The organism is Rossellomorea sp. DUT-2 (assembly GCF_052665285.1).
Genome location: NZ_JBQPEO010000002.1, coordinates 791,810 through 817,292, shown reverse-complemented (window position 1 = coordinate 817,292; position 25,483 = coordinate 791,810). Strand labels below are relative to the sequence as shown.

20 protein-coding genes and 1 other annotated feature are annotated in these 25,483 nt (G+C 41.8%); of the genes, 15 read left to right on the top strand and 5 right to left on the bottom strand.

Going from position 1 to position 25,483, the window contains the following annotated elements:
• The first annotated feature begins 809 nt into the window (after nucleotides 1-809).
• The 3 genes from ACOSV2_RS09930 to ACOSV2_RS09920 all read left to right on the top strand — a co-directional run bounded on the left by ACOSV2_RS09930 (nucleotide 810) and on the right by ACOSV2_RS09920 (nucleotide 3,082).
• Nucleotides 810-1,592: a transporter substrate-binding domain-containing protein gene (locus ACOSV2_RS09930; protein WP_428974933.1), complete on the top strand. Its 783-nt coding sequence runs from the start codon at nucleotides 810-812 to the stop codon at nucleotides 1,590-1,592.
• 85 nt (nucleotides 1,593-1,677) lie between these two features.
• A complete protein-coding gene (locus tag ACOSV2_RS09925; protein WP_113969525.1) occupies nucleotides 1,678-2,325 on the top strand; it encodes an amino acid ABC transporter permease in 648 nt (215 codons plus the stop codon).
• Nucleotides 2,326-2,359: 34 nt separating this feature from the next.
• Complete coding sequence (locus tag ACOSV2_RS09920) at nucleotides 2,360-3,082, top strand: amino acid ABC transporter ATP-binding protein (protein ID WP_428975099.1); 723 nt, start codon at nucleotides 2,360-2,362, stop codon at nucleotides 3,080-3,082.
• Nucleotides 3,083-3,139: 57 nt separating this feature from the next.
• Here ACOSV2_RS09920 and ACOSV2_RS09915 read toward each other — a convergent pair whose 3' ends face one another.
• A complete protein-coding gene (locus ACOSV2_RS09915; protein ID WP_113969524.1) occupies nucleotides 3,140-3,628 on the bottom strand; it encodes a LiaI-LiaF-like domain-containing protein in 489 nt (162 codons plus the stop codon).
• A gap of 390 nt (nucleotides 3,629-4,018) precedes the next feature.
• Here ACOSV2_RS09915 and hemA point away from each other — a divergent pair, with 390 nt between their 5' ends.
• The 8 genes from hemA (at nucleotide 4,019) to ysxE (ending at nucleotide 12,813) form a co-directional block, all read left to right on the top strand.
• Nucleotides 4,019-5,371, top strand: coding sequence for a glutamyl-tRNA reductase (gene hemA, locus ACOSV2_RS09910; RefSeq protein ID WP_428974932.1), 1,353 nt, complete (start codon nucleotides 4,019-4,021; stop codon nucleotides 5,369-5,371).
• Nucleotides 5,372-5,386: 15 nt separating this feature from the next.
• Nucleotides 5,387-6,220 (top strand): cytochrome c biogenesis protein, encoded by an 834-nt coding sequence (gene ccsA, locus ACOSV2_RS09905; RefSeq protein ID WP_113969521.1) that lies wholly within the window; start codon nucleotides 5,387-5,389, stop codon nucleotides 6,218-6,220.
• 17 nt (nucleotides 6,221-6,237) lie between these two features.
• A complete protein-coding gene (hemC, locus tag ACOSV2_RS09900; RefSeq protein ID WP_113969520.1) occupies nucleotides 6,238-7,170 on the top strand; it encodes a hydroxymethylbilane synthase in 933 nt (310 codons plus the stop codon).
• Nucleotides 7,170-7,961, top strand: a complete 792-nt coding sequence (locus ACOSV2_RS09895; protein ID WP_428974931.1) for a uroporphyrinogen-III synthase — start codon at nucleotides 7,170-7,172, stop codon at nucleotides 7,959-7,961. Before hemC ends, ACOSV2_RS09895 begins: the two co-directional genes overlap by 1 nt.
• A 27-nt stretch (nucleotides 7,962-7,988) precedes the next feature.
• Nucleotides 7,989-8,963 carry a porphobilinogen synthase gene (hemB, locus tag ACOSV2_RS09890; protein ID WP_428974930.1) on the top strand — a complete coding sequence of 325 codons (975 nt, stop codon included), beginning with the start codon at nucleotides 7,989-7,991 and terminating at the stop codon, nucleotides 8,961-8,963.
• 55 nt (nucleotides 8,964-9,018) lie between these two features.
• The gene (hemL, locus tag ACOSV2_RS09885; protein WP_428974929.1) at nucleotides 9,019-10,311 is read left to right on the top strand and encodes a glutamate-1-semialdehyde 2,1-aminomutase; all 1,293 of its coding nucleotides are present in this window, start codon (nucleotides 9,019-9,021) and stop codon (nucleotides 10,309-10,311) included.
• Between the two features lie 137 nt (nucleotides 10,312-10,448).
• Entirely contained in the window at nucleotides 10,449-11,654 is a 1,206-nt protein-coding gene (gene spoVID, locus ACOSV2_RS09880; RefSeq protein ID WP_428974928.1) for a stage VI sporulation protein D, read from the top strand.
• Nucleotides 11,655-11,784: 130 nt separating this feature from the next.
• Nucleotides 11,785-12,813, top strand: a complete 1,029-nt coding sequence (gene ysxE, locus ACOSV2_RS09875; RefSeq protein WP_397552050.1) for a spore coat protein YsxE — start codon at nucleotides 11,785-11,787, stop codon at nucleotides 12,811-12,813.
• A gap of 36 nt (nucleotides 12,814-12,849) precedes the next feature.
• Here ysxE and ACOSV2_RS09870 read toward each other — a convergent pair whose 3' ends face one another.
• Nucleotides 12,850-13,038: a hypothetical protein gene (locus ACOSV2_RS09870; protein WP_044339496.1), complete on the bottom strand. Its 189-nt coding sequence runs from the start codon at nucleotides 13,036-13,038 to the stop codon at nucleotides 12,850-12,852.
• A gap of 164 nt (nucleotides 13,039-13,202) precedes the next feature.
• Nucleotides 13,203-13,430 (top strand) — a binding site (T-box leader).
• A gap of 71 nt (nucleotides 13,431-13,501) precedes the next feature.
• Here ACOSV2_RS09870 and ACOSV2_RS09865 point away from each other — a divergent pair.
• The 4 genes from ACOSV2_RS09865 to ACOSV2_RS09850 all read left to right on the top strand — a co-directional run bounded on the left by ACOSV2_RS09865 (nucleotide 13,502) and on the right by ACOSV2_RS09850 (nucleotide 22,436).
• Nucleotides 13,502-16,153, top strand: coding sequence for a valine--tRNA ligase (locus ACOSV2_RS09865; RefSeq protein WP_428974927.1), 2,652 nt, complete (start codon nucleotides 13,502-13,504; stop codon nucleotides 16,151-16,153).
• 142 nt (nucleotides 16,154-16,295) lie between these two features.
• Nucleotides 16,296-17,603, top strand: coding sequence for a bifunctional folylpolyglutamate synthase/dihydrofolate synthase (locus ACOSV2_RS09860; protein ID WP_428974926.1), 1,308 nt, complete (start codon nucleotides 16,296-16,298; stop codon nucleotides 17,601-17,603).
• 109 nt (nucleotides 17,604-17,712) lie between these two features.
• Complete coding sequence (locus ACOSV2_RS09855) at nucleotides 17,713-19,425, top strand: sensor domain-containing diguanylate cyclase (protein WP_428974925.1); 1,713 nt, start codon at nucleotides 17,713-17,715, stop codon at nucleotides 19,423-19,425.
• 122 nt (nucleotides 19,426-19,547) lie between these two features.
• Nucleotides 19,548-22,436: a vWA domain-containing protein gene (locus ACOSV2_RS09850; RefSeq protein ID WP_428974924.1), complete on the top strand. Its 2,889-nt coding sequence runs from the start codon at nucleotides 19,548-19,550 to the stop codon at nucleotides 22,434-22,436.
• A 37-nt stretch (nucleotides 22,437-22,473) separates the two neighbouring features.
• On the opposite strand, the gene ACOSV2_RS09845 is transcribed toward ACOSV2_RS09850, so the two are convergent.
• From ACOSV2_RS09845 to ACOSV2_RS09835, 3 genes are read right to left on the bottom strand one after another with little or no spacing between them, the layout of a single operon-like run.
• Nucleotides 22,474-24,354 carry a polymer-forming cytoskeletal protein gene (locus tag ACOSV2_RS09845; protein WP_428974923.1) on the bottom strand — a complete coding sequence of 627 codons (1,881 nt, stop codon included), beginning with the start codon at nucleotides 24,352-24,354 and terminating at the stop codon, nucleotides 22,474-22,476.
• Between the two features lie 15 nt (nucleotides 24,355-24,369).
• A complete protein-coding gene (locus tag ACOSV2_RS09840) occupies nucleotides 24,370-24,957 on the bottom strand; it encodes a PilW family protein (protein WP_428974922.1) in 588 nt (195 codons plus the stop codon).
• Nucleotides 24,899-25,429 (bottom strand): type IV pilus modification PilV family protein, encoded by a 531-nt coding sequence (locus tag ACOSV2_RS09835; RefSeq protein WP_428974921.1) that lies wholly within the window; start codon nucleotides 25,427-25,429, stop codon nucleotides 24,899-24,901. The genes ACOSV2_RS09840 and ACOSV2_RS09835 overlap by 59 nt, the downstream gene beginning before the upstream one ends.
• Nucleotides 25,430-25,483 lie beyond the last annotated feature (54 nt).

Below are 25,483 nucleotides of genomic sequence, written 5' to 3'. Positions count from 1 at the left end.
GGAATTCGGTTCTTTTTGCTTTCTAAAGGGGAAGTAGTGGTTGATTTCCGCTCCAGGTGCTCGGCTTTCCGCGGGGCGTGAGTTGAGCCTCCTCGGGCTTTGCCCTGCGGGGTCTCAACTTTCCCGCTTTTCCCGCAGGAGTCGAGCACCTTCCGCTCCAATCAACTCTATGCATGGGTCTCTTGAAAAAGCCAAATATAAATACCTACTCGTTTTAACAACACATGCATTTTTTCAAATTGCTGAGCGGTCGATATTAACTCCTATTGTAGAGATCCTGTTTTACCGATTGCTATTATCACTACTGAGCTCTGTCACGAAAAATACTTTTATAGATGGTGAGGGGAACTGCGTAGACTCCTGCGGAAGTATGGTCGTGCCGAGACCCCGGAAGCGAAGCTGAGGAGGCTCGGCCGAACATCCGCGGAAAGCGGAGCGGTTCCCCTCACCATCCAGCACACACTGATTGACAGAGCTTATGCAGATCTTATGTTGTAAATAACAACCTTTACGATACAGATTTTTTATTACTAAATAATGACAGCGCCATGATAGCTTAAAAGTAGTATAAAAGAGGGTCTACTGAAGTCCGTATAAGGTTTATTGGCCTATAACGTTAAAGCATATGAAAGGAAATAAAAGGATAGGGACGCATATGTACCTGTAACTGAGCTGAATCCTCTTCATCCACTGAAATGGATAATTATAAGCTGTGGAAGCTATATTTGAATTTTGAGAATTTTCTCTTTTGTTGATAAAATTATGAAAGATTAAAAATATTACAAGCTACATAAGGGGGACTCTAACCAGTGAAGAATTGGAAAAGCCTAGTCTTGTTAGTCATTTCTGTGCTTCTTCTATCAGCTTGCGGCGACAAAGCCACAACGGAAAATGGTGCGAAGTTAGTGGAGGAAGGCAAATTCATTTATGCAGCTTCAGGTGAATTTAAGCCATTCAGTGTAACTAATAATGATGGAACCATGTCAGGTTTCGATATTGAAGTGGCAGAAGCCGTTGCGAAAGAAATGGGTCTTGAACCAGAACAGAAGAAATTTAAGTTTGCAGGAATTGTAGAAGGAGTGAAATCCGGTCGTTTTGATGCGGCAGTTGCCAGCCATACGATCACGGATGAACGCTTGAAGGAAGTAGACTTCTCAACTCCTTATTATTATTCCGGTCCGCAGATTTTCGTTCGTCCGGACAGTACTGTAGAAACGCTTGATGACCTGGAAGGAATGGAGATTGCCGTTTCCAAGGGATCTACTTATGCAGAGACTGCCCAGGGAGTAACGGACAATGTTCAACAATATGATAGTGACGTAGTCGCATTAGAAGCATTAAATAAGGGCAAGCATGATGCCGTTATCACCGACTTCATTACAGGAAAAGAAGCCATCGCTGCTGATTTGAATATCGAAGCGCGTGAGCTGATCGGCCGCAGTGAGCAAGCCATCGCTGTTAGCAAAGAGAACGAAGCGTTACTGGATGAAGTCAATAAAGCTTTAGAAACGTTAAGAGAAGACGGAACGCTGAAGAAAATCAGTGAAAAGTATTTCAATACAGACATCACATCAGATCCCGAGAAAGAGTAAAAGCAGCATGACACAGAGCGAATGTGCTTCTATGCGCATTCGCTTTTTGTCTTAATGGGGATATAACTTGAACGGAGGGAAGTTCATGCACTTTTTAGAAACCTTTGCCGGTACATATGATGTTTTTCTTAAAGGGATGTTGTTAACATTCCAATTAACCTTTGTTTCTGTCCTGATTGCAATTGTGATTGGGTTGTTTTTCGCTTTCCTTAAAATTTCAGGGATCAAGCCTTTGTCACTGATTGCGGATTTATACATTTTCGTTGTAAGGGGTACACCATTAATCGTTCAGATCTTCATTTTCTATTTCGGATTGACTTCACTGAATATCTCAGGCTTCTGGTCTGTCGTGATGGGTCTTGCCTTCCATAATGGGGCTTATATCGCCGAGATTTTCCGTGGTGCCATTCAATCCATTGATAAAGGACAAATGGAAGCGGGCCGTTCCCTAGGGATGTCTCTTGGATTGTCCATGAGAAGGATCATTTTACCCCAGGCATTCAGACGGGCCCTGCCGCCACTGGGTAATCAGTTCATCATTGCATTAAAGGATTCATCTCTTGCATCATTCATAGGGATGTTCGAATTGTTCAGTGTGGCAACGACGCTTGGTTCCAACAATTTCGATTACATGACCTACCTGCTCGTTGTAGCGATCTATTATCTGGTTCTGGTACTGGTATTCTCAACGATTGTCAATATTATAGAAAAACGGATGTCCGTTAGTGATTAATAAAGATGCGGGAGGGATGAGTGTGAGTCAGGAAATGATTAAAGTTGAAAAATTAAATAAATCCTTTGGTGATTTACATGTATTGAAGGACATTGATATCAGCGTAAAGGAAAGTGATGTGGTTTGCCTCATTGGAGCCAGTGGATCAGGGAAGAGTACATTGCTCCGCTGCTTAAACTTCCTTGAACTGAAAGACAATGGAAGGGTTGTCATCGAGGGCGATGAAGTCAACCAGGATACACATGATTTAAATAAAATCCGTCAAAAAGTAGGAATGGTGTTTCAACATTTCTACCTATTTCCTCACAAGACGGTCCTGGAAAATGTGATGGAAGCACCTGTTTACGTAAAAGGTGTGCAGAAGGCCCAAGCAAAAAAGGATGCGAAAGAATTATTAAAGAAGGTGGGACTTGGGGATAAGGAAAATGTTTATCCATCCAAGCTATCCGGAGGACAGAAACAGCGTGTGGCCATTGCAAGGGCACTTGCAATGAAACCTGAAATCATGCTCTTCGATGAACCTACTTCAGCACTGGACCCTGAATTGGTGGGAGAGGTTTTGGCTACGATGAAGGAGCTTGCTTTAGAGGGGATGACGATGGTCGTCGTGACCCATGAAATGGGGTTTGCCCGCGAGGTAGCCGATTGGGTCGTGTATATGCACGATGGCAGGATCGTGGAAGTGGGACCTCCCCAGGAATTATTCAACGCTCCAAAAGAGCAGCGGACAAGAGAATTTCTGGATTCAGTTCTATAATCGTTCGTACAAAAAGCCCGGAGTAAATTCCGGGCTTTTATTATGGATTATATAGAATTATTTTTTCTTTATAAACAATAAGTAGACGCCGATACCAATAACGATAATCGGCCAAAATTCCCAGGCAGTCTCCACATTACCTCCAATAAAGCCAAACCATCCCACCACTTTATCATAGAATAATAGAATGATAGACAGGGTTAAAAAAAGCACTCCTTGAAATAGCCCTGCTCTCGTTTTCTGATACCTGAGGAGAAAACCCAAGGCAATGATCAGAATGAATGTACCCATGTGATCCGGCCAGATTTCCAGTTTATTGACTACGTGAAAATGGAGACCGAATCCAACGAGGATCGTACCCGGTAATATGGCTTCATAATCTCTCCCTCCATATCCCTGTCCGAGAAAGGCAAGTCCGACAATCATCAATAATGTCGGCCATGTAAAAAACTCCTGGAACAGGACAATGTTCGCTTGCTGTAAGTAAAAGTATGCTCCGAAGCCGATTAAAATCATTCCTGGGAAAATTCTTTGTTGTTGTCTCATTCTCTTCCTCCCGTATCTTTTATACTAAATGTTTTAAATACTGTTTTTTTCAGGGAAAATAATACATAATACTAAAGATAAGCCCAAATAGGTGAAAAACCTTTCCATTACTTGATTCTTTAAGCTTGTTTTGGTACCCTACATTAGTAGGGAATGTCGAAATATAAAAGATTTTTTTAGAATTGAAAATGCTTTCATGTTCATTCTTTATTAATCTTAAATGTATATGATGAAATGAATGTTTTGCAAGTACCGGAAGAAGCATGCCTTCTTACCTTAATAAATGTATCATACTTAGGTTTCAATTTCTGTTCACATTTACGGGTCAGGAGCTTTTTAGGACATGTTATAATAAGAGTAATGATTTTAGTTGGGGGTGTAGTGCATAGCATGTATACAATAGTCGTTGGTTTGAATTACAAAACGGCCCCTGTTGAGATTCGTGAGCGTTTATCATTCAATGAAACTGATCTTCCTCTCGCTATGAAGGCTTTAAAGGAAAAGAAGAGCATTCTGGAAAATGTGATTGTTTCTACTTGTAATAGAACGGAAGTCTATGCAGTAGTGGATCAGCTTCATACAGGTCGTTATTATATTAAAGATTTCTTATCTCAATGGTTCGATATAGATAAAGAGGAGTTCACGCCATATCTTTTCATTTATGAACAAGAAGGAGCAGTCGAACACCTCTTTAAAGTTGCGTGCGGATTGAATTCTATGGTGTTGGGGGAAACCCAGATCCTCGGACAAATTCGTTCAAGCTTCCTGAATGCACAAGAGTCAGGAGCTACTGGTACAGTATTCAATCATCTGTTCAAGCAGGCAGTGACGGTAGCCAAAAAGGGTCACTCTGAAACAGATATCGGTTCCAATGCTGTGTCTGTCAGCTATGCAGCCGTTGAATTAGCTAAAAAAGTATTCGGAAGCCTGGAGGGTAAGCATGTTCTTATTCTTGGTGCCGGTAAAATGGGAGAACTTGCGATCCAAAACCTTCATGGCAGCGGAGCCACTAAAGTGACGGTCATTAATCGTACGTATGAAAAGGCTCAAACCTTGGCAGACCGTTTCAGTGGTAATGCGAAAACTCTGAAGGAGCTTCAATGTGCCCTTGTAGAGGCTGATATTATGATCAGTTCCACCGGTGCAAAGGATTTTGTCATCACTAAAGAGATGATGTCACATGTGGAAAGCATGAGAAAGGGTCGTCCTCTTTTCATGGTGGACATTGCGGTACCTCGTGACCTGGATCCTTCCATCGGAGAATTAGAAAGTGTTTTCCTTTATGATATCGACGATTTAGAAGGCATCGTTCAGGCGAACCTGGCTGAGCGTAAGAAAGCCGCTGAGGAAATCGAAATCATGATTGAAGCTGAAATTGTAGCGTTTAAAGAGTGGTTGAATATGCTTGGTGTTGTTCCGGTTATTTCAGCACTGCGACAAAAAGCACTCTCTATCCAAGCTGAAACAATGGAAAGCATCGAACGGAAAATGCCTGACTTAACGGATCGTGAGCGAAAAGTGTTAAATAAGCATACGAAGAGTATCATCAATCAGTTGTTGAAGGATCCGATCCTTCAAGCGAAGGAATTCGCCGGACTTCCTGATGCTGAAGATAAACTGGATTTATTCATCAATATCTTTAATATTGAACAACAAGTGCAAGAGCAGAAACAAGTGAAAGCAGCCAATGAAAAGACTGAGAGCGATCTTAAGCTTGTACCACAACCTTCTTTTCAAGCATAAGTGAGGTTATTGTCTATGTTTGAACAAACGATGACTAGGCTGCACGAACTTATGATTGTTCTGTATGCTATTAGTATTCTCTTTTACTTTATAGATTTCTTAAACAAAAACCGGAAGGCGAATCTGTTTGCCTTCTGGTTACTTGCGATTGTTTGGATCCTTCAAACAATCTTTTTATTTCTATACATGATGAATACAGGCAGATTTCCGGTCCTCACCATCTTCGAGGGACTTTATTTTTATGCCTGGGTCCTCATCACCCTGTCCCTTGTCATCAATCGATTATTAAGAGTGGACTTTACGGTGTTCTTCACAAATGTACTGGGATTCATCATCATGGCGATCCATACGTTTGCGCCGGTACAGGTAGAGTCACAGGCGATGGCAGAACAGCTCGTATCTGAATTATTGTTGATTCATATTACGATGGCCATCCTCTCATATGGAGCCTTTTCACTATCCTTTGTGTTTTCCCTGCTTTACCTCCTGCAATTTAAATTGTTAAAGGAGAAAAAATGGGGACAAAGGTTATGGCGGATCAGCGATTTGTCCAAACTTGAGAAGATTTCATATATATCGAACGCCATTGGTGTAGCCATGCTTCTATTGAGCTTGATATTGGGGCTGCAATGGGCATACATCAAACTGCCGGAATTTCTATGGTATGATCCGAAAATAGTAGGTTCATTCATTCTATTAATTTTATATAGTAGTTATTTATATCTTCGCATTAAAAAAAATCTATTTGGTAAGTCATTAGCTTTTCTTAATGTTGCAGCCTTTTTGATCATTTTAATTAACTTTTTCTTGGGCAGTAGGTTGTCTTCATTTCATTTCTGGTATTCATAAGTTTTCAGGAGGTCATTATGAGAAAAATCATTGTTGGATCGAGACGAAGTAAATTAGCACTGACACAAACAAATTGGGTGATCGATCAGTTGAAAGAACTGGATCCCTCTTACGAATTCGAAGTGAAGGAAATCGTTACAAAAGGGGATCAGATCCTCGATGTCACCCTGTCAAAGGTCGGTGGAAAAGGCTTGTTTGTTAAAGAAATTGAACAAGCGATGCTGGATAAAGAAATCGATATGGCCGTTCACAGTATGAAAGATATGCCAGCGGTTTTACCTGAAGGACTGACCATCGGATGTATACCGATTCGCGAGGATCACCGTGATGCGTTCATCAGTAAAAATCATGTGGCCCTCAAAGACTTACCGGGTGGTGCAATCATAGGAACGAGCAGTCTGCGCAGAGGAGCACAGATTTTATCCGTTCGTCCAGATCTTGAAATCAAATGGATCCGTGGAAATATCGATACGCGCTTAACGAAGCTTAAAAATGAGGATTACGACGCGATCATCCTAGCAGCGGCAGGGTTATCACGTATGGGCTGGACATCAGATGTTGTAACGGAATTCCTTGATCCAGACCTTTGTCTGCCTGCAGTCGGACAAGGTGCATTATCCATTGAATGCAGGAAAGATGATTCTGAGTTGCTTGAGTTGCTTCAGAAGTTTGCTTGTGAAGAGACGACTGAGACCGTTACGGCTGAAAGAGCGTTCCTTCATAAAATGGAAGGCGGATGTCAGGTGCCGATTGCAGGATTTGCTGAGCTGAAAGACAACGGGGATGTAGCATTAACGGGGCTTGTAGCTTCACCTGATGGGAAGACGATTTATAAAGAATATATGGTGGGACAAAACCCTCAGCAAGTAGGGGAGAAAGTCGCTGAAAGCTTAACAGACCTGGGGGCTAAGGCTTTAATCGATCAGGTGAAAGAGGAGCTAGATCAATAATGAAGGGTAAAGGGCCTTTAGAAAACATAAAGGTTTTGATTACTCGCGGAAGTGAGGGATCCAGTGAAACGGCTTCCCTCATCGAAGACGTGGGAGGGGTTCCGATTGTGGTGCCGCTCCTTCATTTTCAACCTCATGAAGATGTGTGGGAAACGAATCTTCACACAACCATACATACGTACGAATGGATTATTTTCACCAGTAAAAATGGAGTGAAATTCTTTCTTCAAGCTTTGAAACGATTGCAGCTCGATTTATCTTCTTTTTCCGGGAAGTTTGCTGCGGTCGGAAGTAAGACGGAACACTATTGCAGGAAGAATGGAATCCCTGTTTCCTTCGTGCCTGACCATTTTACAGGGGATGACTTTGCAGACGAATTCATTTCGAAGGTGAAGCCTTCAGGGGACGTTCTGATCCCAAAGGGGAACCTGGCCAGAAACGTCATTGCTTCAGAGCTTGCCTCTGCCGGGGTGTCCTGTCAGGAATGGATCGTCTATGAAACCGTCCTTCCAGAAGGGTGCATCGGTCAGTTGAAGGACAGTATTGAAGAAGAGAAACCTGATATCATCACGTTTACAAGCTCATCAACGGTTCATCATTTTATGAAGGTAGTCGATCAGCACAGCCTTTATGATAAAATCCAGGACATACCGATTGCCTGCATTGGTCCCATTACAAAAAGTACGGCTGAACAGTACGGATTACATGTAAAAATCTGTCCCAGCATTTATACTGTAAATGAAATGGTAAACGAAATGAAAAGATTTATCACGAATAGATCATCACAATAAAGCTTTATTTACTTAGGAGGATTTCACATGAAAGATCTGCATTTTAATCGTCATCGCCGCCTGCGTCAATCAGATCATATGCGTGCGTTAGTAAGAGAAACTCATCTAAGAAAAGAGGATTTAATTTATCCACTGTTTGTAGTGGAAGGGGAAAATATTAAGAATGTCGTTCCTTCCATGCCAGGGGTTTTTCACATTTCCCTGGATAACTTAAAAGCAGAAATGGATGAAGTGGTTTCCTTAGGTATCAAATCCATTATTCTTTTCGGTGTGCCGGCTGAAAAAAATGAGGCAGGGACACAAGCGTATCATGACCACGGAATCGTCCAAAGAGCAACCCGATTTGTGAAGGAACATTATCCTGAGCTTGTCGTCATTGCCGATACTTGTTTATGTCAATATACGAGCCACGGACATTGTGGAATCGTAAAAGATGGAAAAGTACTAAATGACCCTACGCTTGATCTATTAGCCAAAACAGCGGTCAGCCAGGCTGAAGCGGGAGCTGATATCATTGCTCCTTCGAATATGATGGACGGATTCGTTGCAGCGATCCGCCACGGATTAGACGCGGCCGGCTATCATGATGTGCCGATCATGTCATATGCCGTTAAGTACTCATCAAGCTTCTATGGTCCATTCCGTGATGCAGCACACTCTACACCGCAATTTGGAGATCGCAGAACGTATCAGATGGATCCTGCGAATCGTCTCGAGGCGTTAAGAGAAGCACAGTCGGATATAGAAGAAGGCGCAGATTTCTTAATTGTCAAACCTGCCCTTTCCTATTTAGATATCATGCGGGAAGTGAAAGACCGTTTCAATGCACCAGTTGTCGCTTATAACGTTAGTGGAGAGTACAGCATGGTGAAAGCGGCGGCTCAAAACGGCTGGGTAAACGAACAGGAAATCGTGATGGAAAAACTGACAAGCATGAAACGTGCGGGTGCAGACCTCATCATTACGTATTTTGCAAAAGATGTAGCGAATTGGTTATCCTAATTGGTGGAAAGTTCCTGTAAGGATAACGAAGAGATCACTAAAGGAGGAACCTGGAATGCGTTCATATGAGAAATCGAAGCAAGCGTTCAAAGAAGCAGTAAAACTGATGCCTGGCGGAGTAAACAGTCCTGTACGGGCATTCAAATCCGTAAAGATGGATCCCCTATTCATGGAAAGAGGAAAAGGGGCTAAAATTTACGATATCGATGGAAATGAATACATTGACTATGTTCTTTCCTGGGGACCACTCATTCTTGGTCACAGCAATGACCGTGTGGTCGAATCCATTAAAAAGGTAGCAGAAAACGGGACTAGCTTCGGTGCCCCGACAGAGATTGAAAACAAACTTGCCGAACTAGTCATTGAAAGAGTTCCAAGTATTGAAGTGGTACGTATGGTGTCATCTGGTACAGAGGCGACTATGAGTGCCCTGCGTCTTGCGCGTGGATATACTGGACGCAATAAAATCATCAAGTTCGAAGGCTGCTACCACGGTCATGGAGATTCATTATTAATCAAGGCAGGATCCGGTGTTGCGACTCTCGGGTTGCCCGACAGTCCTGGTGTTCCTGAAGGCATAGCAAAGAATACGATTACGGTGCCTTATAATGACTTGGAAAGCCTCCGTTATGCCTTTGAACAATTTGGCGACGACATCGCTGGTGTTATCGTAGAACCTGTTGCCGGCAATATGGGTGTCGTTCCACCTCAGCCAGGCTTCCTGGAAGGCCTTCGTGAAATAACGGAAAATCATGGTTCTCTGTTAATATTTGATGAAGTGATGACTGGATTCCGTGTCGGATACGGATGTGCACAGGGCTATTACAATGTAACCCCGGACTTAACGTGTTTAGGAAAAGTCATTGGTGGAGGCCTGCCGGTAGGTGCATACGGCGGTAAAGCTGAAATCATGGAAAGAATCGCTCCAAGCGGTCCGATTTATCAAGCCGGGACCCTATCCGGAAATCCTTTGGCCATGACGGCGGGATATGAAACCCTGAGCCAGCTGACTCCAGAAACATACACAGAGTTCGCACGGAAAGCAGACCTGTTGGAAGAAGGCTTAAAGAAAGCAGCAGAAAAGCACAACATCCCTCACAGAATTAATCGTGCCGGCTCCATGATCGGGATCTTCTTCACGAATGAAGAAGTAACCAACTATGAAGGTGCGAAATCATCAGATCTGGAGATGTTTGCCGATTACTACCGTGAAATGGCCCATGAAGGTGTATTCTTACCACCTTCCCAATTCGAAGGACTATTCCTATCGACAGCTCACACAGATGAAGATATTGAAAAAACCCTTGAAGCTGCTGAAAAAGCATTTGAAAAGATTAGTAAAAAGTAATGATGATAGCCGATCCTTTTTATTGGGATCGGCTATTTATATTCGTTTTCCTATCATAATCCTCCTTTTCGGTTCATAAAGTGATAATGGCATTGTTTACTATTTCTTTGTTTGGAACCTGAAAGGAGGAATTTCTATTGTCACAAGAACAACAATCGTGTTTGCGATTTTCTTTGGAAGAATCAATTTGGTTTAAAAAAGGACAGGAAGTTGAAGAATTGCTATCTATCTCCTTAGATCCTCATATAACGATACAAGAGCAAGAGCAGTACGTACTTATCAGGGGTAGCCTTGATCTTTCCGGTGAATATTTACCTACCTCACCGAGAGACGAAGAAGAGGATGAGTTTGAAGCGGGTGGTAAGTTTGTTCAAATAGTTGAAAAAAGGGAAAAGGGTGAATATGAATTTGTCCACCGTTTCCCGGTCGATGTAACGATTCCGAAAAACAGAATTGCCAATCTGGGCGATATTGACGTGTTCGTTGAGTCATTCGACTACATGGTTCCCGAGAATGCTTGTTTAAAATTGAATGCCGATTTAACGATTACAGGGATTTATGGAGAACAGCAGACGCATACTCCCCTTGAAGCTGAATTTAGCAGAGAGGAAGATTACGAGCCGCTTTACCGTTCGAGTGCAGTTGCCGAAGTAGCGGAGGAAGAAGTAGAAACAGAAGAAGAGCAAGAAGAAAGAGAAGAAGTATACGAGTATGAAAACTACGACGTCGAAGAATTAACGGCGAACGTTGATGAGGAGGATGAAGAAGAGGACTCTGAAGACGACGAGTACCAGCCCTTTAATCTGGAAGGTCGGACACCGCCAGCTGAAGAGGACGATGAGATCCCCGTACAGATTCAATACGATGCTCATCCTGCTCATACCTATGAGGAAAATTATTTCCGAAAAGAAAACGTGTTTGAATTGCCACAGCATGACCTGAGCGAGTCATCAGAAGAACAGCCGGCTCAACCGAAGGCTGCCTACACGCCGCCTCCTAAATACAAACAGCAGGAGGAGGAAGAAGAGTCCTCTTCATCCTCCGCAGTAGAAGCAGAAATGGAAGAAAGCGGAGAAGAGCAGGATGATAAGAAAAAGACTAAAGGCAAAAAGAAATATGAGACCATTTCCCTTACCGATTTCTTTGCGAGAAAAGAAGAGGAAAAGGGAGCAACATTAAGGGTATGTATTGTTCAAGAAGGAGAAACGCTGGATTATATCGCAGAAAAGTATGATCTAACGATTCCTCAGCTATTGAGGGTCAATCAACTTGAAGCCAATCAAGACGTCTATGTAGGGCAGGTTCTATATATCCCGAAAAGCGAGTATGTCTTCAAGGGTTAAAGGAATAGAGCAAAGTCGCTCCCATCTGAAAAGAGCGCAATTGCAATATAGAAGGAACTACGGGGCTGACACCAAATTTATTGGAGTTAGTCCGTTTTTTTTAGAAAAGTAATCTTAGAAGGTGAGAGGTATGGTACAAACGCTGGAGGGATTAAAGCCTGTCTTACAACCTTATGGTGTCGAACCCCATTTTGTTGAGAATTACGGGAAGATTTCCAAAGTATTCTCCAATAAGGGGACGCTTGCTGTGAAGCAGCTACCCGCCCAAACTGGAGTGGATTTCGTCAGGAATGTACAAATGTTGTTTCAAAGGGGCTATAACCGGATTGTTCCGATCTACCCGACATTGGATGGGCGCTATGCGGTGTGGAATGATGGGCAATTATACTATGTCATGCCCTGGCTCTTGAACCTGGAAAGGGAAGATCAATTTGAAAAGCATCAGAAAATGTTCCGGGAATTGGCAAGACTTCATACTCTCTCCTCTCAGGAAGTAAAGATTGATAAAGAAGAGAGAGAATCTCATTACGAGCAGCTGACTTCCAGGTGGGATAAAGAACAGCAGTTTCTCGATGAGTATGTGGAAGCATGTGAAAGGACAACGTATATGTCTCCTTTTCAATTCCACTATTGCATGTACTATAAGGACGCTTCCCAAGCACTGAAATTTTCACGGAAAATGCTGGATGAATGGTATGAGGAAACGAAGGAGCTTGAAAAGGTCAGAACCGTCATTACACATGGTAAGGTATCGACGGAGCATTTTTTATTCGACGAAAGAGGCTTGGGGTATTTTCATAACTTTGAGAACTCAAAGATGGCCTCACCCTTCCATGACCTGCTGCCGTTTCTGTCCAGAACTTTGAAAACCTATCCTAAGTATTATGAGGAATGCATCGAGTGGCTCACCACGTATTTTCAGCATTTTACCGTGCGTAATGAAGAGCGGCTCCTGTTCATGAGTTATTTAGCTTACCCAAGCTCTGTCATCGCTGTGGTGGAAAAATATTTTCATACACCGAAGGATAAGCGGAATGAACGGAAATCCCTTAAGAAGCTGCAACGGCATTACTGGCTTCTGAAAAACACGGAATACGTGGTCATGCGTTTAGATGAAATGGAAAAAAAGAAACAGGAGCAGGCGGCCGAGGCAGAATAAAAAAAGGACTGGCGAAGTCCACATTTCGTCAGTCCATTATATCCAATCGAAATAAATGGCAAGGCCTATCCCGATAAAAAGAGTTAAAAGAAGGACGTCAAAAGTGGTTGGAAGCAAAATGGTCCGGACCCCTTGAAAGATCGTAAAAGGAATGATGAATTGCTTACATATTAACCGGGCGTTTCCCATCCATTTCTGCATGGTATATTGATTGATTTTTTTCATATTCGTCCACTCACTTTCCTGGGTGTATTCACTACTTTATCTTATGAATACAGAATAAAATGGTGCCTATGTATAGGCGAAATGAATATTTTTCGATGAAATTGCCGATAATGATTGACGAAAGTTTATCTTTTCCTATACTATAATGAGTAAATAAATAATCTTGAAAAGCAATGAACAGGAAGAGTACATTGATCCTTACTTTCAGAGAGGAAAATCGTTAGCTGAGAGATTTTCTACGTTAAGACAATGGAAGGTCGCCTGAAGAGCTGTTTCTATGAAATGAGAGTAGTAGAAGCCGGTTAAAAGCCGTTATAATCGTCGAGAGTTCAGGAGGCTTATTTCTCCTGAGAAAAAAGGTGGTACCGCGAATGGAATCCTTCGTCCTTTTCATAGGACGGGGGATTTTTTTATTTTTTTTAGAAAAGTGTAGTAATTCAGCACTAATATAGGAGGAAAACAAATGGAAACTCAAGATCAGCAATTATCCATGCCGACAAAATATGATCCCAATGCCATTGAGCAGGGCAGATACAAATGGTGGCTGGAAGGTAAATATTTCGAAGCCAAAAACGATAAGGAGAAGGAGCCATACACAATTGTCATTCCTCCTCCGAACGTAACAGGAAAACTTCATCTTGGTCATGCTTGGGACACGACGCTGCAAGATATCCTGACAAGAATGAAGCGCATGCAGGGTTACGATGTATTATGGCTGCCGGGTATGGACCATGCCGGAATTGCGACACAGGCGAAAGTGGATGAAAAACTTCGCAATCAAGGCATTTCACGTTATGACTTAGGTCGTGAAAAGTTCGTAGAAGAAACATGGAAATGGAAAGAAGAATATGCCGAGCATATCCGTCAGCAATGGTCTAAGGTTGGATTAGGCCTGGACTATAGCCGTGAGCGTTTCACGTTGGACGAGGGCTTATCGGAAGCTGTACAAAAGGTATTTATCGACCTTTATAAAAAAGACTTAATCTACCGTGGTGAATACATCATCAACTGGGATCCGGCAACGAAAACGGCCCTTTCAGACATAGAGGTCATTCATCAGGATGTACAAGGTGCATTCTATCATATGAAATATCCGCTGGCAGATGGAAGTGGTCACATTGAAATTGCCACAACCCGTCCGGAAACGATGCTTGGAGATACGGCCGTTGCGGTTCACCCGGAAGATGATCGCTACAAGCATCTAATTGGCAAAACCGTTACCCTTCCTATCGTTGGCCGTGAAATTCCGATTGTAGGAGATGACTACGTTGATATGGAATTTGGTTCCGGTGCAGTGAAAATTACACCTGCCCATGACCCGAATGATTTCGAAATCGGAAACCGTCACAATTTAGAACGTGTTCTCGTCATGAACGAAGACGGAACCATGAATAAAAAGGCGGATAAATACCAAGGGATGGATCGTTTCCAATGTCGTAAGGAAATCGTGAAGGACCTTCAAGAAGCAGGAGTTCTGTTCAAGATTGAAGAGCATATGCATTCAGTCGGTCACTCAGAAAGAAGTGGAGCGGTGGTTGAGCCTTATCTTTCGACTCAGTGGTTCGTTAAGATGGATCCTCTGGCAGAGGAAGCGGTGAAACTTCAGCAGGATGAAAACAAGGTCAACTTTGTACCTGATCGCTTTGAAACGTCTTACCTGCGCTGGATGGAAAACACGCGTGACTGGTGTATTTCCCGTCAGCTTTGGTGGGGACATCGCATCCCGGCCTGGTATCATAAAGAAACAGGCGAAATCTATGTAAACAACGAAGCACCGGAAGACATTGAGAACTGGACCCAGGAAGAGGATGTACTGGATACATGGTTCAGTTCAGCTCTATGGCCGTTTTCAACAATGGGCTGGCCGGATCTGGATGCAGAGGACTTTAAACGCTATTATCCAACGAATACACTCGTGACCGGCTACGATATCATCGGTTTCTGGGTATCGCGCATGATCTTCCAAGGACTGGAGTTCACAGGAGAACGTCCATTTAAAGACGTACTGATTCACGGACTGGTTCGGGATGCAGATGGACGCAAGATGAGTAAGTCATTAGGTAATGGTGTAGATCCGATGGATGTCATCGAAAAGTACGGTGCCGATTCCCTTCGTTACTTCCTATCTACAGGCAGCTCACCCGGGCAGGATCTTCGTTTCTCCTTTGAGAAAGTAGAATCTGTTTGGAACTTTGCGAATAAGATTTGGAATGCATCCCGTTTCGCCCTTATGAATATGGATGGTATGACATACGACGAGATCGATTTATCAGGTGAAAAATCCGTTGCGGATAAATGGATCCTTACCCGTTTAAATGAAACGATCGAAACCGTGACACGATTAGCCGATCGTTATGAATTTGGTGAAGTGGGACGCGTTCTTTACAACTTCATCTGGGATGACTTCTGTGATTGGTATATCGAGATGGCGAAATTGCCTCTGTATGGCGAGGACGAAGCTGCTAAGAAAACGACCCGTTCGATTTTGGCCTATGTACTCGACAACACAATGAGACTACTACACCCATTCATGCCGTTTATTACCGAGGAAATATGGCAGAACTTGCCGCATCAAGGCGAATCCATTACAGTAGCTGCATGGCCGACGGTTCAAGATGAATTGACAGACCAAGGGGCAGCAGAAGAGATGAAGCTGCTCGTTGATATCATTCGTGCCGTACGGAATGTCCGTGCAGAGGTAAACACCCCGATGAGTAAGCAAATCAACTTGATGCTGAAGGCAAAAGATGCACACACCCTCACGATCATCGAGAAGAACAAAGCATATATTGGAAAATTCTGTAATCCAGAGAAGCTGGAAATGGGTACAGATTTAGTTACACCGGATAAAGCGATGACGGCGGTTGTAACAGGTGTAGACTTATTCCTTCCATTAGAAGGATTAATCAACATCGAAGAAGAAATTGCCCGTCTTCAAAAAGAACTGGAGAAATGGACGAAAGAAGTTTCCCGGGTTCAAGGCAAATTAAACAACGAAAAATTTGTGAGCAAGGCTCCTCAAAATGTAGTAGATGAGGAAAAAGCAAAAGAAAAAGATTATTTAGAGAAACAAGCGACGGTGAAAGCAAGAATCGAAGAGCTTAAATCACTATAATCTTTTGAACAGAGGATAAGAAGAGGGCTTTAGAATCGGGTCTGATTGTCAAGGTTGAGGGGATGCAAGAAGGTTTTCTCTCCGGCAATCTTCCCCGACCTGAGCCCTCTTTCTAATGAAACCTTAAGGGGAGTGATTAAAATTGTTAACCTATGAAAAGGCCGTTGGATGGATACACTCAAGACTCAGACTTGGAATCAAGCCGGGTCTGGAGAGAATGCAGTACTTGTTAGAGAAGCTAGGGAATCCTCATGAAAAGCTCCAAATCGTTCATATCGGGGGAACAAACGGAAAGGGATCCACTGTAACCTATTTGAGAAATATACTACAGGAATCAGGGTATTCAGTAGGCACCTTTACTTCACCATATTTTGAACGGTTTAATGAGAGGATCAGCATTGATGGAGAACCTGTTTCTGATGAAGAAATAACTCTTCTTGTGGAAAAAATTAAGCCCATTGCCGAAAGCATGGAGCATTCTGAATGGGGAACCCCCTCTGAATTCGAAGTCATAACAGCCATGAGCTTTTATTACTTTGCCGAAATGCATCCTGTCGATCTCGTCCTTTATGAGGTAGGGCTTGGAGGAAGACTTGATTCGACGAATGTCATCACACCGATGGTTTCAGTCATAACGAGCATCGGTCTGGATCATATGCAATTTCTGGGAAGCAGATTAGAAGACATAGCCTTTGAGAAAGCCGGGATCATCAAACGTTCTGTTCCTGTCATATCAGGGGTTCACCAGAAAGAAGCAGCCGAAGTGATAAGACAGAAAGCGCTGGAAATGGGTAGTGACCTGTTTGAACTTGGAGAGGATTTTTCGGTGGAACGTCAAGCCTTACTCGAAAAAGGGGAGAGATTCCAATACACGTCTCCTGTTCAAAATGAAACGTATGTGCTTTCCATGATCGGTGCACACCAAATCAATAATGCAGCAATTGCCATTAAAGTGACAGAGCTTCTTAGTGCACAGCATAAAATAGCAAGTCCCCATATTAAAGCGGGACTAAAGAAGGCATCATGGCCAGGCAGAATGGAAGCTATATCATACAATCCCGGGATTTATATTGATGGGGCCCATAATCCTGAAGGGGTACAAGCCTTGGTGAAAACCATAAACGATCGATTCATCAATAAAAGGGTAACGGTTCTCTTTTCAGCACTACACGACAAAGAATTAAAACCGATGATCTCGACATTGGAAGAAGCGGTGGAGACAATTGGATTCACGACCTTTGACTTTCCACGAGTCGCGTCAGTTGAAGAGCTTTATGAACTATCTTCCCATCCCGATAAGATGAAAGTTCACCAATGGAGAGACTACCTTCCTGAAAAAGTTCAAGGCATGAAAGAAGAAGATATCCTGTTAATAACAGGTTCACTATACTTTTTATCCGAGGTTAAACCATTTCTGCTGGACCACCTGGAAAATTACAGAAAAAAGTAAGTGACTTTATTGGACTGCTTTGATAAAATATTCTTAAACTTGTGACTATTTAACTAGTATAGTATGATCGAACTATATTAAATTAATTGTGGACCTATGGGGGATAGATATGACGTTATCAGTAAAAAAGAAGCTGTACATATTACTGACCTGGCTGGCCGTTGTACCTGCTGGTTTGTATATGACCTATCAATACTATCCTCCTGAGAATATTGCAGGAAATGAGTTAGAGCTATTAACATTGGTGGCTTTCGCTACTTTTATCCCGCTTATGCCCATTGTGATAAATGGTGCGACCATCTTCTTCATCCAGTGGGTGACCCTAGTAGGGTTTATAAAGTATGGTTTATTTGTTGAGATCATCCTCATGCAGTTCTCTATCATTCCATTGCTCATACGGCTTCAATTGACCAAAAATGATTGGCATAGAATCCCCTTGAATTCTGTCATGTTCTATATCGTTTCATTAGTCAGCGGTCTGGTCTATTTTTTATTCGGTGGAGAAGTCGGTTTAAGAGATATCAGTCAATTAATCCTTCCTATATTGAGTTATCAAATCGTGTCGATCATGGTCAACCAGATACTGCTTCTGCTCTATCAACACTATCTGGTGAATAGTGATGTCCGCTTTTACAGCAAGGACTTCGTATGGGACTTTACGGCAAACATGATCATGTTCCCTCTTTCTTTATCTCTCTATTATTTAACGTTTGAACTGGGAGCCTTCGCTTCGTTATTGATAGGTATCCCTTTTGTGAGCTTATCGATCATCTTGAAGATGTATAACTCTTCTGAAAAGATCAATGAATACCTTCAAAAAGCGGGTGAAATCGGTCACCAGTTAACGGAAAGCCTTAAAGTGAATGAAGTGCTTGATATATTCATCGAGAAGATCATTGAGACCCTGCCGGTTGAATATGCCTATATCCTTGATTGCAAGGAAGAAGAACTTGTCCTGTTAAGACGGGTGGAAAATGGAGAAATGAAGTCCAATAACCTGCGTCCTTTAAAGAAAAGCCAGGGGATCAGCGGTGTAGTGTGGGAAACAGGGAAGTCCGTCCTCTATACTTCACGATCTGAATGGACCGGGATCGCTGAAGGGTACATGCCTGATGGAGTGGAAAGCGTTCTGTGCGTACCCATTGTAAGAAGTCAAAAGGTCCGAGGGATCCTTCTATTGGCTTCTTCCAAAAAGAAAGCCTATGAAAAATATCAATTGATGATCGTCGATATTTTATGCTCCTATTTCGGGGTGGCGATCGCCAATGCAAGGCATCATGAACGAACGAAGAAAAACAGTGAGAGATGTGCCCTGACAGGACTTTATAATTACCGCTATTTTGAAGATCTCCTCTCCCTGGAGTTCAGTCATCTCGATGTCGGGAAAAGGAAAAGTCTATCCCTCATCATGCTCGACCTTGATCATTTCAAGGTCATTAACGATAACTATGGTCACCAGAGCGGTAACGAAATCCTGATTGAACTTGCAGACCGCCTTCGTACCCTTATTGATACCAGGGGGACGGTTGCCAGGTATGGAGGGGAGGAATTTGTCATCCTTCTTCCGGATACAAAACGGGATGAAGCGCTCATCCTGGCAGAGCATGTCAGGGGTGAGATAGCCAACAAACCCTTTGCCATCCATGACAGTCTCGATGAATCCAACAAACAGATGATGGTCCGGATCACCGCAAGCATCGGAGTTTCAACCGCACCTGAAGATGCAGAAGATACCCTGGCACTCATCCGCCATGCGGACCGCGCTCTTTATACGGGTGCAAAGCAGGCCGGGCGGAATCGGGTGGCTCAGTATGTGAAATAGTTAAAAGGGTGTCTATTCGACAATAGACATCTTTTTTCTTTATTTTGAGTATTAAGTCCTATTATAATAGTTTGAAGATTGATATAATAAAAGCATTATAGGATAACCAAATGAGGGATATTATGAGAATTCAGGGAAAGATTCCACTACTATTACTTTTCATCCTTTTTCTGGCATTTATTTTTAATTCGACAAATACCTATTCCAAGGGAACTTCAGATTTAAGAGTAGACTTCAATGTTACCCCGTCCCAAGAAGTAATTGTTAAGCCGGTGAATGGTAATGCCAAAGCATCATTAGACTTTCATATCAATCCAATAGGAGAGGTGAAAGAAACGAATCGACCTCCTATAGACATCGTTTTTGTCTTCGATAAGTCAGGATCGATGAATAGCACCAGGGATAAAATGCAAAATGCAAAGGATGGGCTGACCAATGCCGTACAATTCTTTGAGAAGAACAAACAAAGTAATGATCGCTTCTCTCTAATTACCTTTTCTTCAGATATAGAAACGATACTTCCATTAAGTAATGACCTCGATGCTATTAAAACTTCCATGTTACATACCACCGCTTATGGAGGCACCAATTACACAGACCCCTTGCGTGCAGCGAAGAATATGCTGAAAGATTCCAAGAATGAAAAGTATATTGTCTTCTTAACCGATGGACAGCCGATGATTGCGACGTCGATTGAAAAAGTGAAAAAAGAAGTATGTACCAAGCCATTTTTGTTTTTTTGTAGTGAAACAAGTGTTGTCGAGAGTGATCAACAACTGGTATATGACTTTCAAAATAGATACAGTTACAATCGATGGCTACATAAAATATACTCGCCGGATAATAGTAAATTGAAGTCTTTATACATTCCTTCCTTTACTATGGATGGTACATCATTTAATGCAGGTTGGTACAATCCAGGTGAGCTGGAAACGAATAGCCAGCGAATGCAGGCTTTAATCAAACAAAAAGGCCTTGAAGTATCCAAGGAAATCTACAACGATAAAATCACCATGCATACCCTTGGTTATGGAGAAGGAGACCTGGACGATCGTTATCTTGAAATGCTGGCACAGCAAACGTCGGGTAGTTTCATTAAAGCCAGTGAAGGAAGCGTCTCTGATGCATTCGAAAAATTAGCCAACAAATTGAATTCAGTTAAATTGGATGGCGAAATTGTCGTACAGTTGCCGGAAAATGTGACAGTTGACCAAAATCAATACACAGTGATGAATAATAAAGTTTATTTGCCATTTTCCACAGTATACGAAGTAGGGCAGGGGGTACCAACTCCTATTACAGTATCGCTTCCGGTGGAATTCTCCAATAAGGGATCCTATATGTTTAAGGATTTAAAAGTACAGTTTAAAACGGCAGAAGAAACAGAATGGCGATCTAGTGATAGAAAGTCTGTGACGATTGAAGTGAAAGATGATGCACCTGCATCGGTCACAGGAAGGGTAGACTTAAATAAAATTAATCAAGACCTGTTCAATTTAATTATTGAGGATGGAAAAGAAACAAATACTTTCACAGGACTGTTCAAACTTGATTTTGGCGGGTTGGTAAATCCGAAAGCAAATGGTGATTTAAGTGAGATTACTATACACCAGCCCTTACCAGAGGGTATCACCGTTAAAGAAAGCCCTAATGTAACAATTCAGAATATCAATGGACAACAAATTGCCATAATCAAGGTTAAACAAAAGATGAGCTTTGAAAACGGTGCGTTTACTAAACCTGCACTTGAAATACCTGTAACGATGAACGCCGTCTGGGCCATTAATAATGTGAAAATGCCACAAGCGAAAGTCTATTATGTCGATTCACGATATGGGAACAAAGTGAGCAGTAATCTGAGCCCGAATAATAACGAAATAAGCGCGAAAGTAAGAACACGTCAAATGCAAAATGGAAGGGAATTTGCATTTGATGGTTATTCAAACGGTACGATCAAGAAGGTTAGAATACAGGGGCAAACGGAAACTGTTGTAGCAACACTGGAACCTGGAGTCGATAGTCGATACCCGATTATGCCTGTAAAATCATTGGAGAGTGAACCTACACAGCTTACTATTACCTACAAAAATGGAGCAACCGCTGTTTTACCATTCGTTCCTGAATTAATAGTAAAAGACCCACTCACAGAAACTATTTTAGATGATGGTTCTTCTGTCTCGAATGAAGTGGAATTCTATCTCTCTAATGGTATTCCTGGAGGAAATATTTCTTACCACTATCAACTTCTTAATGAAGAAACAAACGGTGAATGGACAGAAATTGAGTTGGAAGATACGAAAATCATTGATCGTTTCGGGAAGAATGAAATCCGTGTAAAAGCCGTTGGCGGCTTTGCAATAGAGGATTACATTATTGAAAGTACCATTTGGATCGAGGGTGACGAATTAATACGTGTACCTTCATTAATTGAATTATATGTTGGAGAAACCCAGTCATTCAATATCGATATCTTCCCGTTTGGAAAACCGAACAATAATTATAATGTGAGGGTTCTACAAGGTGATGATGGAATGATTAACTCCTCATACAGTCAAGTCAATTCCATCAAAGAGAACCGAATGACAGGATTATCTCCCGGCGAGGATCTAGTGGAAGTTGAAACCAAGAATGGGAAATACAAAAAAATGATCCGAGTCATTGTTAAATCAAGGATTGTGAATCTGGAAAGCATGGACTTCACAAAATCGAAGTACACTTTATTGCTGGAAGGTAACGCATTCGATATACACTCTCATTTAGTATTCAATCCTGAAAATGCAACCAATAAAAACATAAAGAACGTTCTCGACACAGGTAACGATGTTGTAGACATCGTGCAAGAAAATGGAGTTTGGAAGGTTATACCTAAAAATACAGGGGTGACGACGATAACGGTTACTTCTGAAGAAGATCCTGATATAAAGGCGATTGCGATTTTCGAAGTGGTTGCAGGAGAAGATGAAACTGAAAACCCGGAGACCGGAGATGGGGATATCGATGGAAGATGGTGATAGAAAGGGAGGTCCTTGATAATGGACCTCCCTTTTTTCATTCAACTATTATCTCATCACTGATTAATGAGAGGGCTTCAACCTTTGGTAAAGTATCCAGCTTTGAAAGAAGGACATCTTTGTTATAGTTTACGATGAATCTTGACAGTTTCTCTTGCTGATTTGAGGGGGAGCTCTGATTTGCATCATCAATATTGTCTACGTCCCCACGAACAGCATTCACTGTAAGGTTGCCTTTTGAGAAGACTCCGCCGTTAACATAAAATAATGAACCAACTCCATAAAGGGTAGCGTCACTATCCGTGTAGAAAAAAGCTTGTAACGGCTTGATGCCCTCAGCTAGATCGGGCAGCAAACGTAATTCGTCCTTTTCCTTCTCCTGAGCATAATACTGAAATTCATTCATTCTTGTTAATAGTAACTCTCCTTTAGAGAGTAAAATTAATTCTCCTGTATTATTTGTGCCGTCTTCACTCTCTTTGCCGGTTATATTCAAGTTAGAAATACTTGTTTTTCCCCTTGCGTAAATGACGGAATCAAACTTGATTTCATCATTCTCACCTGATGGGTCATTGGCATCACCCAATATGGTTAAATTCCTGCCTGAAAATACATTTCCCGATATGACGGAAGTGGAATTTTGTGATTGAAAAGAGATATGATCAAAACTAACTATATTCTCCTGCAGCATTACGGGTGAATTTGCCTCTATGGATACTCTTCCTGCTGCCACGATATTATCAATGGTCATTTCTCCCTCTAAATTAGAAATCGTCACATTCCCAGTCGAAATGATATTCCCGATATTCATTGGAGAACTTGCGATAATATTCACATCACCATCTACAAGCAGGTCCACCCCTGAATACTGTAGCCCTCTAATAGTAATGTTTCCATTCACCTTAACCTTCCCCTGGGATCTCGCATCCAAAATCCCATCTTCAACAAGGGCAGGAGAGAAGGAATTAGAAAGAAAAACAGTTCTGATTGAACTCATTAAATTTGTTTGGGAAATGTTATTTCTCATTGGTAGATCAAGAGATTCTAATACTTTGCTAACCTCTTCTTCGTAAGTTTGATTAAATGAAATATCAGTAAATTGACTATCCTGTTTTACTTTGGGAGGTGCTATAAGCGGATAGAACTGATTTGAAGTTATCAAGCTTTTCATATGTTCATAATTCGCTTTGTTGTAGCTTGTATACAAGTCCCCGATAACGGACGGAAATGGTGATGGGTATGTTTTCTCCTGTTTATTAGAAAGTTGGTAGTCGGCATCTTCACTTATGCCTAAAGAGTGAGCATAGATGTTACCGACCAGATGTGGAGATCCATTTAATTGAAGCTGTTCCCTTGAACCTAGAGTATACTTAAGGAAGCTTGGGACGGGCGATAAAATGACCCTTTTTCGAACGGTCTTTTCGACTTTCCCTTGTTCAGAAGAAGGGTTTTTTGTTTGAATCAGGATTTCATACACTCTCGTAAGATTGGTGCCAAGATAGTCCAGCTCAAAGGTTTTGAAATCAGGAATGTTGGATTTCGTACAGTGGTCACCCAGTAGGTTTATTGCACTGGTCCCACTCACATCAATGATGGTGACACACTTTATTCTATCGGTAGACTGATAGGATGGAAGAATGGAAGATTGAAAAAAGGCTGCTACTTTCGAATTTATATTCGCTGGTGTCAATGTGCTGATTTCTAACTCCTTTGTGGGCTGCAATTGAAAGACAAGCTTGGATGAAATTTCTTCTGCTGCCTTTAGGCCTTCATATGTAATGTCAATGTCGGTCTCTCTGACTTCAGTTCGTTTAGCTCCACCTATCGTCGAACTTATGATAGCCATACCGATTGTCACCATAACAAGAGATGTAATTAAAACGGTAAGTAAGGCATTTCCTCTTTGATTGGTTATCAAGCTATTTTCTCCCTTCTAAAATCCGAAGCTGCTCTCTAAATTAAGGGTTTTATCGAAATTAGGATGTGAAACTTTGTACGATAGCTGTATGATCGCTTCATTGCACGGTTTAGAAGTGCAGGTGGAAGTGATGATGGATCCCGAAAAGTCAGAAGGTGTAGTTAATATTGCCCCGTCAAAGCTCCATTGTTTTTTCTCCCCGACTTGAACTAGTTGCAAGATTTGTTCATCATTCACAATCTCTTCTTCCTCTACCTGATAGAAGGATTTTCCTGAATAGGGCGCTACAGATAGTTCACTGCTGTTTATAAACTTTACACAAGTAGAAGAGGATGGCACGCATTCTTCAATTGTATCGAAGGGGTATGAATAAAGATTCTTCATTACCATTGCAGAAACATAATCTGCGTCTTCCCTTAATTGTGCATCGATCGAAACTTTCTCGTAAATCTTATAGCCGGTAATCATTGCCCCGTATGTAACGGGTAACAGGATAGCCGATATGGATAAGGTAAGTAATAACTCAACCAGGGTAATACCTCTATTATCGGATATCTTCGCTTTTAACTTTTCCATCAACAGTCGCACTGTATTCTCTATCATTGATATTCCACCTAACTTCGATTGTAATAGGAATATAGTAATCTAATTCATCAGGGTTCGTGACTTCTCCGGATAAAATCTCAGTCTCATATTCTAACCCGTTTATATTTATATTTTTCTTGTCCGGACAGGAATCAATCATTTCTGATTCAGTAGAGAAGTTAGGGAAGGTTTGGTATTCATCCCCGCAAATGAATAATTTATAAAATTCATCTTTCGGATCTTTACTGCCTATATTCACTTCATAGAAAAAGTCCCTGACCTCAAGGAAGTCTTGTTTTTCCATGAACATTAAGACATTTCTGGCTACATTGACCCCTACTGTCTTCTTTTGATTGCCATTCGTATATGTACTGGATTGAAGGAAAAAATTCATGAAACTTAGAAGGACGATCCCCAGGATTGTAATTGAAACCAAAAGTTCAATTAAAGTGAAGCCTCTATTATTTTTTAATATTTTTATAAGTTTCAACCCAACACCTGCTTTCAAATTACCTGACTTTATTATACAATATCTAGTAGTCGA

Coding starts and splice junctions, on each gene's coding strand:
- ACOSV2_RS09925 (WP_113969525.1), top strand. CDS start 1,678: ATGCACTTTTTAGAAACCTTTGCCGGTACATATGATGTTTTTCTTAAA.
- ACOSV2_RS09920 (WP_428975099.1), top strand. CDS start 2,360: ATGATTAAAGTTGAAAAATTAAATAAATCCTTTGGTGATTTACATGTA.
- ACOSV2_RS09915 (WP_113969524.1), bottom strand. CDS start 3,628: ATGAGACAACAACAAAGAATTTTCCCAGGAATGATTTTAATCGGCTTC.
- hemA (WP_428974932.1), top strand. CDS start 4,019: ATGTATACAATAGTCGTTGGTTTGAATTACAAAACGGCCCCTGTTGAG.
- ccsA (WP_113969521.1), top strand. CDS start 5,387: ATGTTTGAACAAACGATGACTAGGCTGCACGAACTTATGATTGTTCTG.
- hemC (WP_113969520.1), top strand. CDS start 6,238: ATGAGAAAAATCATTGTTGGATCGAGACGAAGTAAATTAGCACTGACA.
- ACOSV2_RS09895 (WP_428974931.1), top strand. CDS start 7,170: ATGAAGGGTAAAGGGCCTTTAGAAAACATAAAGGTTTTGATTACTCGC.
- hemB (WP_428974930.1), top strand. CDS start 7,989: ATGAAAGATCTGCATTTTAATCGTCATCGCCGCCTGCGTCAATCAGAT.
- hemL (WP_428974929.1), top strand. CDS start 9,019: ATGCGTTCATATGAGAAATCGAAGCAAGCGTTCAAAGAAGCAGTAAAA.
- ysxE (WP_397552050.1), top strand. CDS start 11,785: ATGGTACAAACGCTGGAGGGATTAAAGCCTGTCTTACAACCTTATGGT.
- ACOSV2_RS09870 (WP_044339496.1), bottom strand. CDS start 13,038: ATGAAAAAAATCAATCAATATACCATGCAGAAATGGATGGGAAACGCC.
- ACOSV2_RS09865 (WP_428974927.1), top strand. CDS start 13,502: ATGGAAACTCAAGATCAGCAATTATCCATGCCGACAAAATATGATCCC.
- ACOSV2_RS09855 (WP_428974925.1), top strand. CDS start 17,713: ATGACGTTATCAGTAAAAAAGAAGCTGTACATATTACTGACCTGGCTG.
- ACOSV2_RS09850 (WP_428974924.1), top strand. CDS start 19,548: ATGAGAATTCAGGGAAAGATTCCACTACTATTACTTTTCATCCTTTTT.
- ACOSV2_RS09840 (WP_428974922.1), bottom strand. CDS start 24,957: ATGATAGAGAATACAGTGCGACTGTTGATGGAAAAGTTAAAAGCGAAG.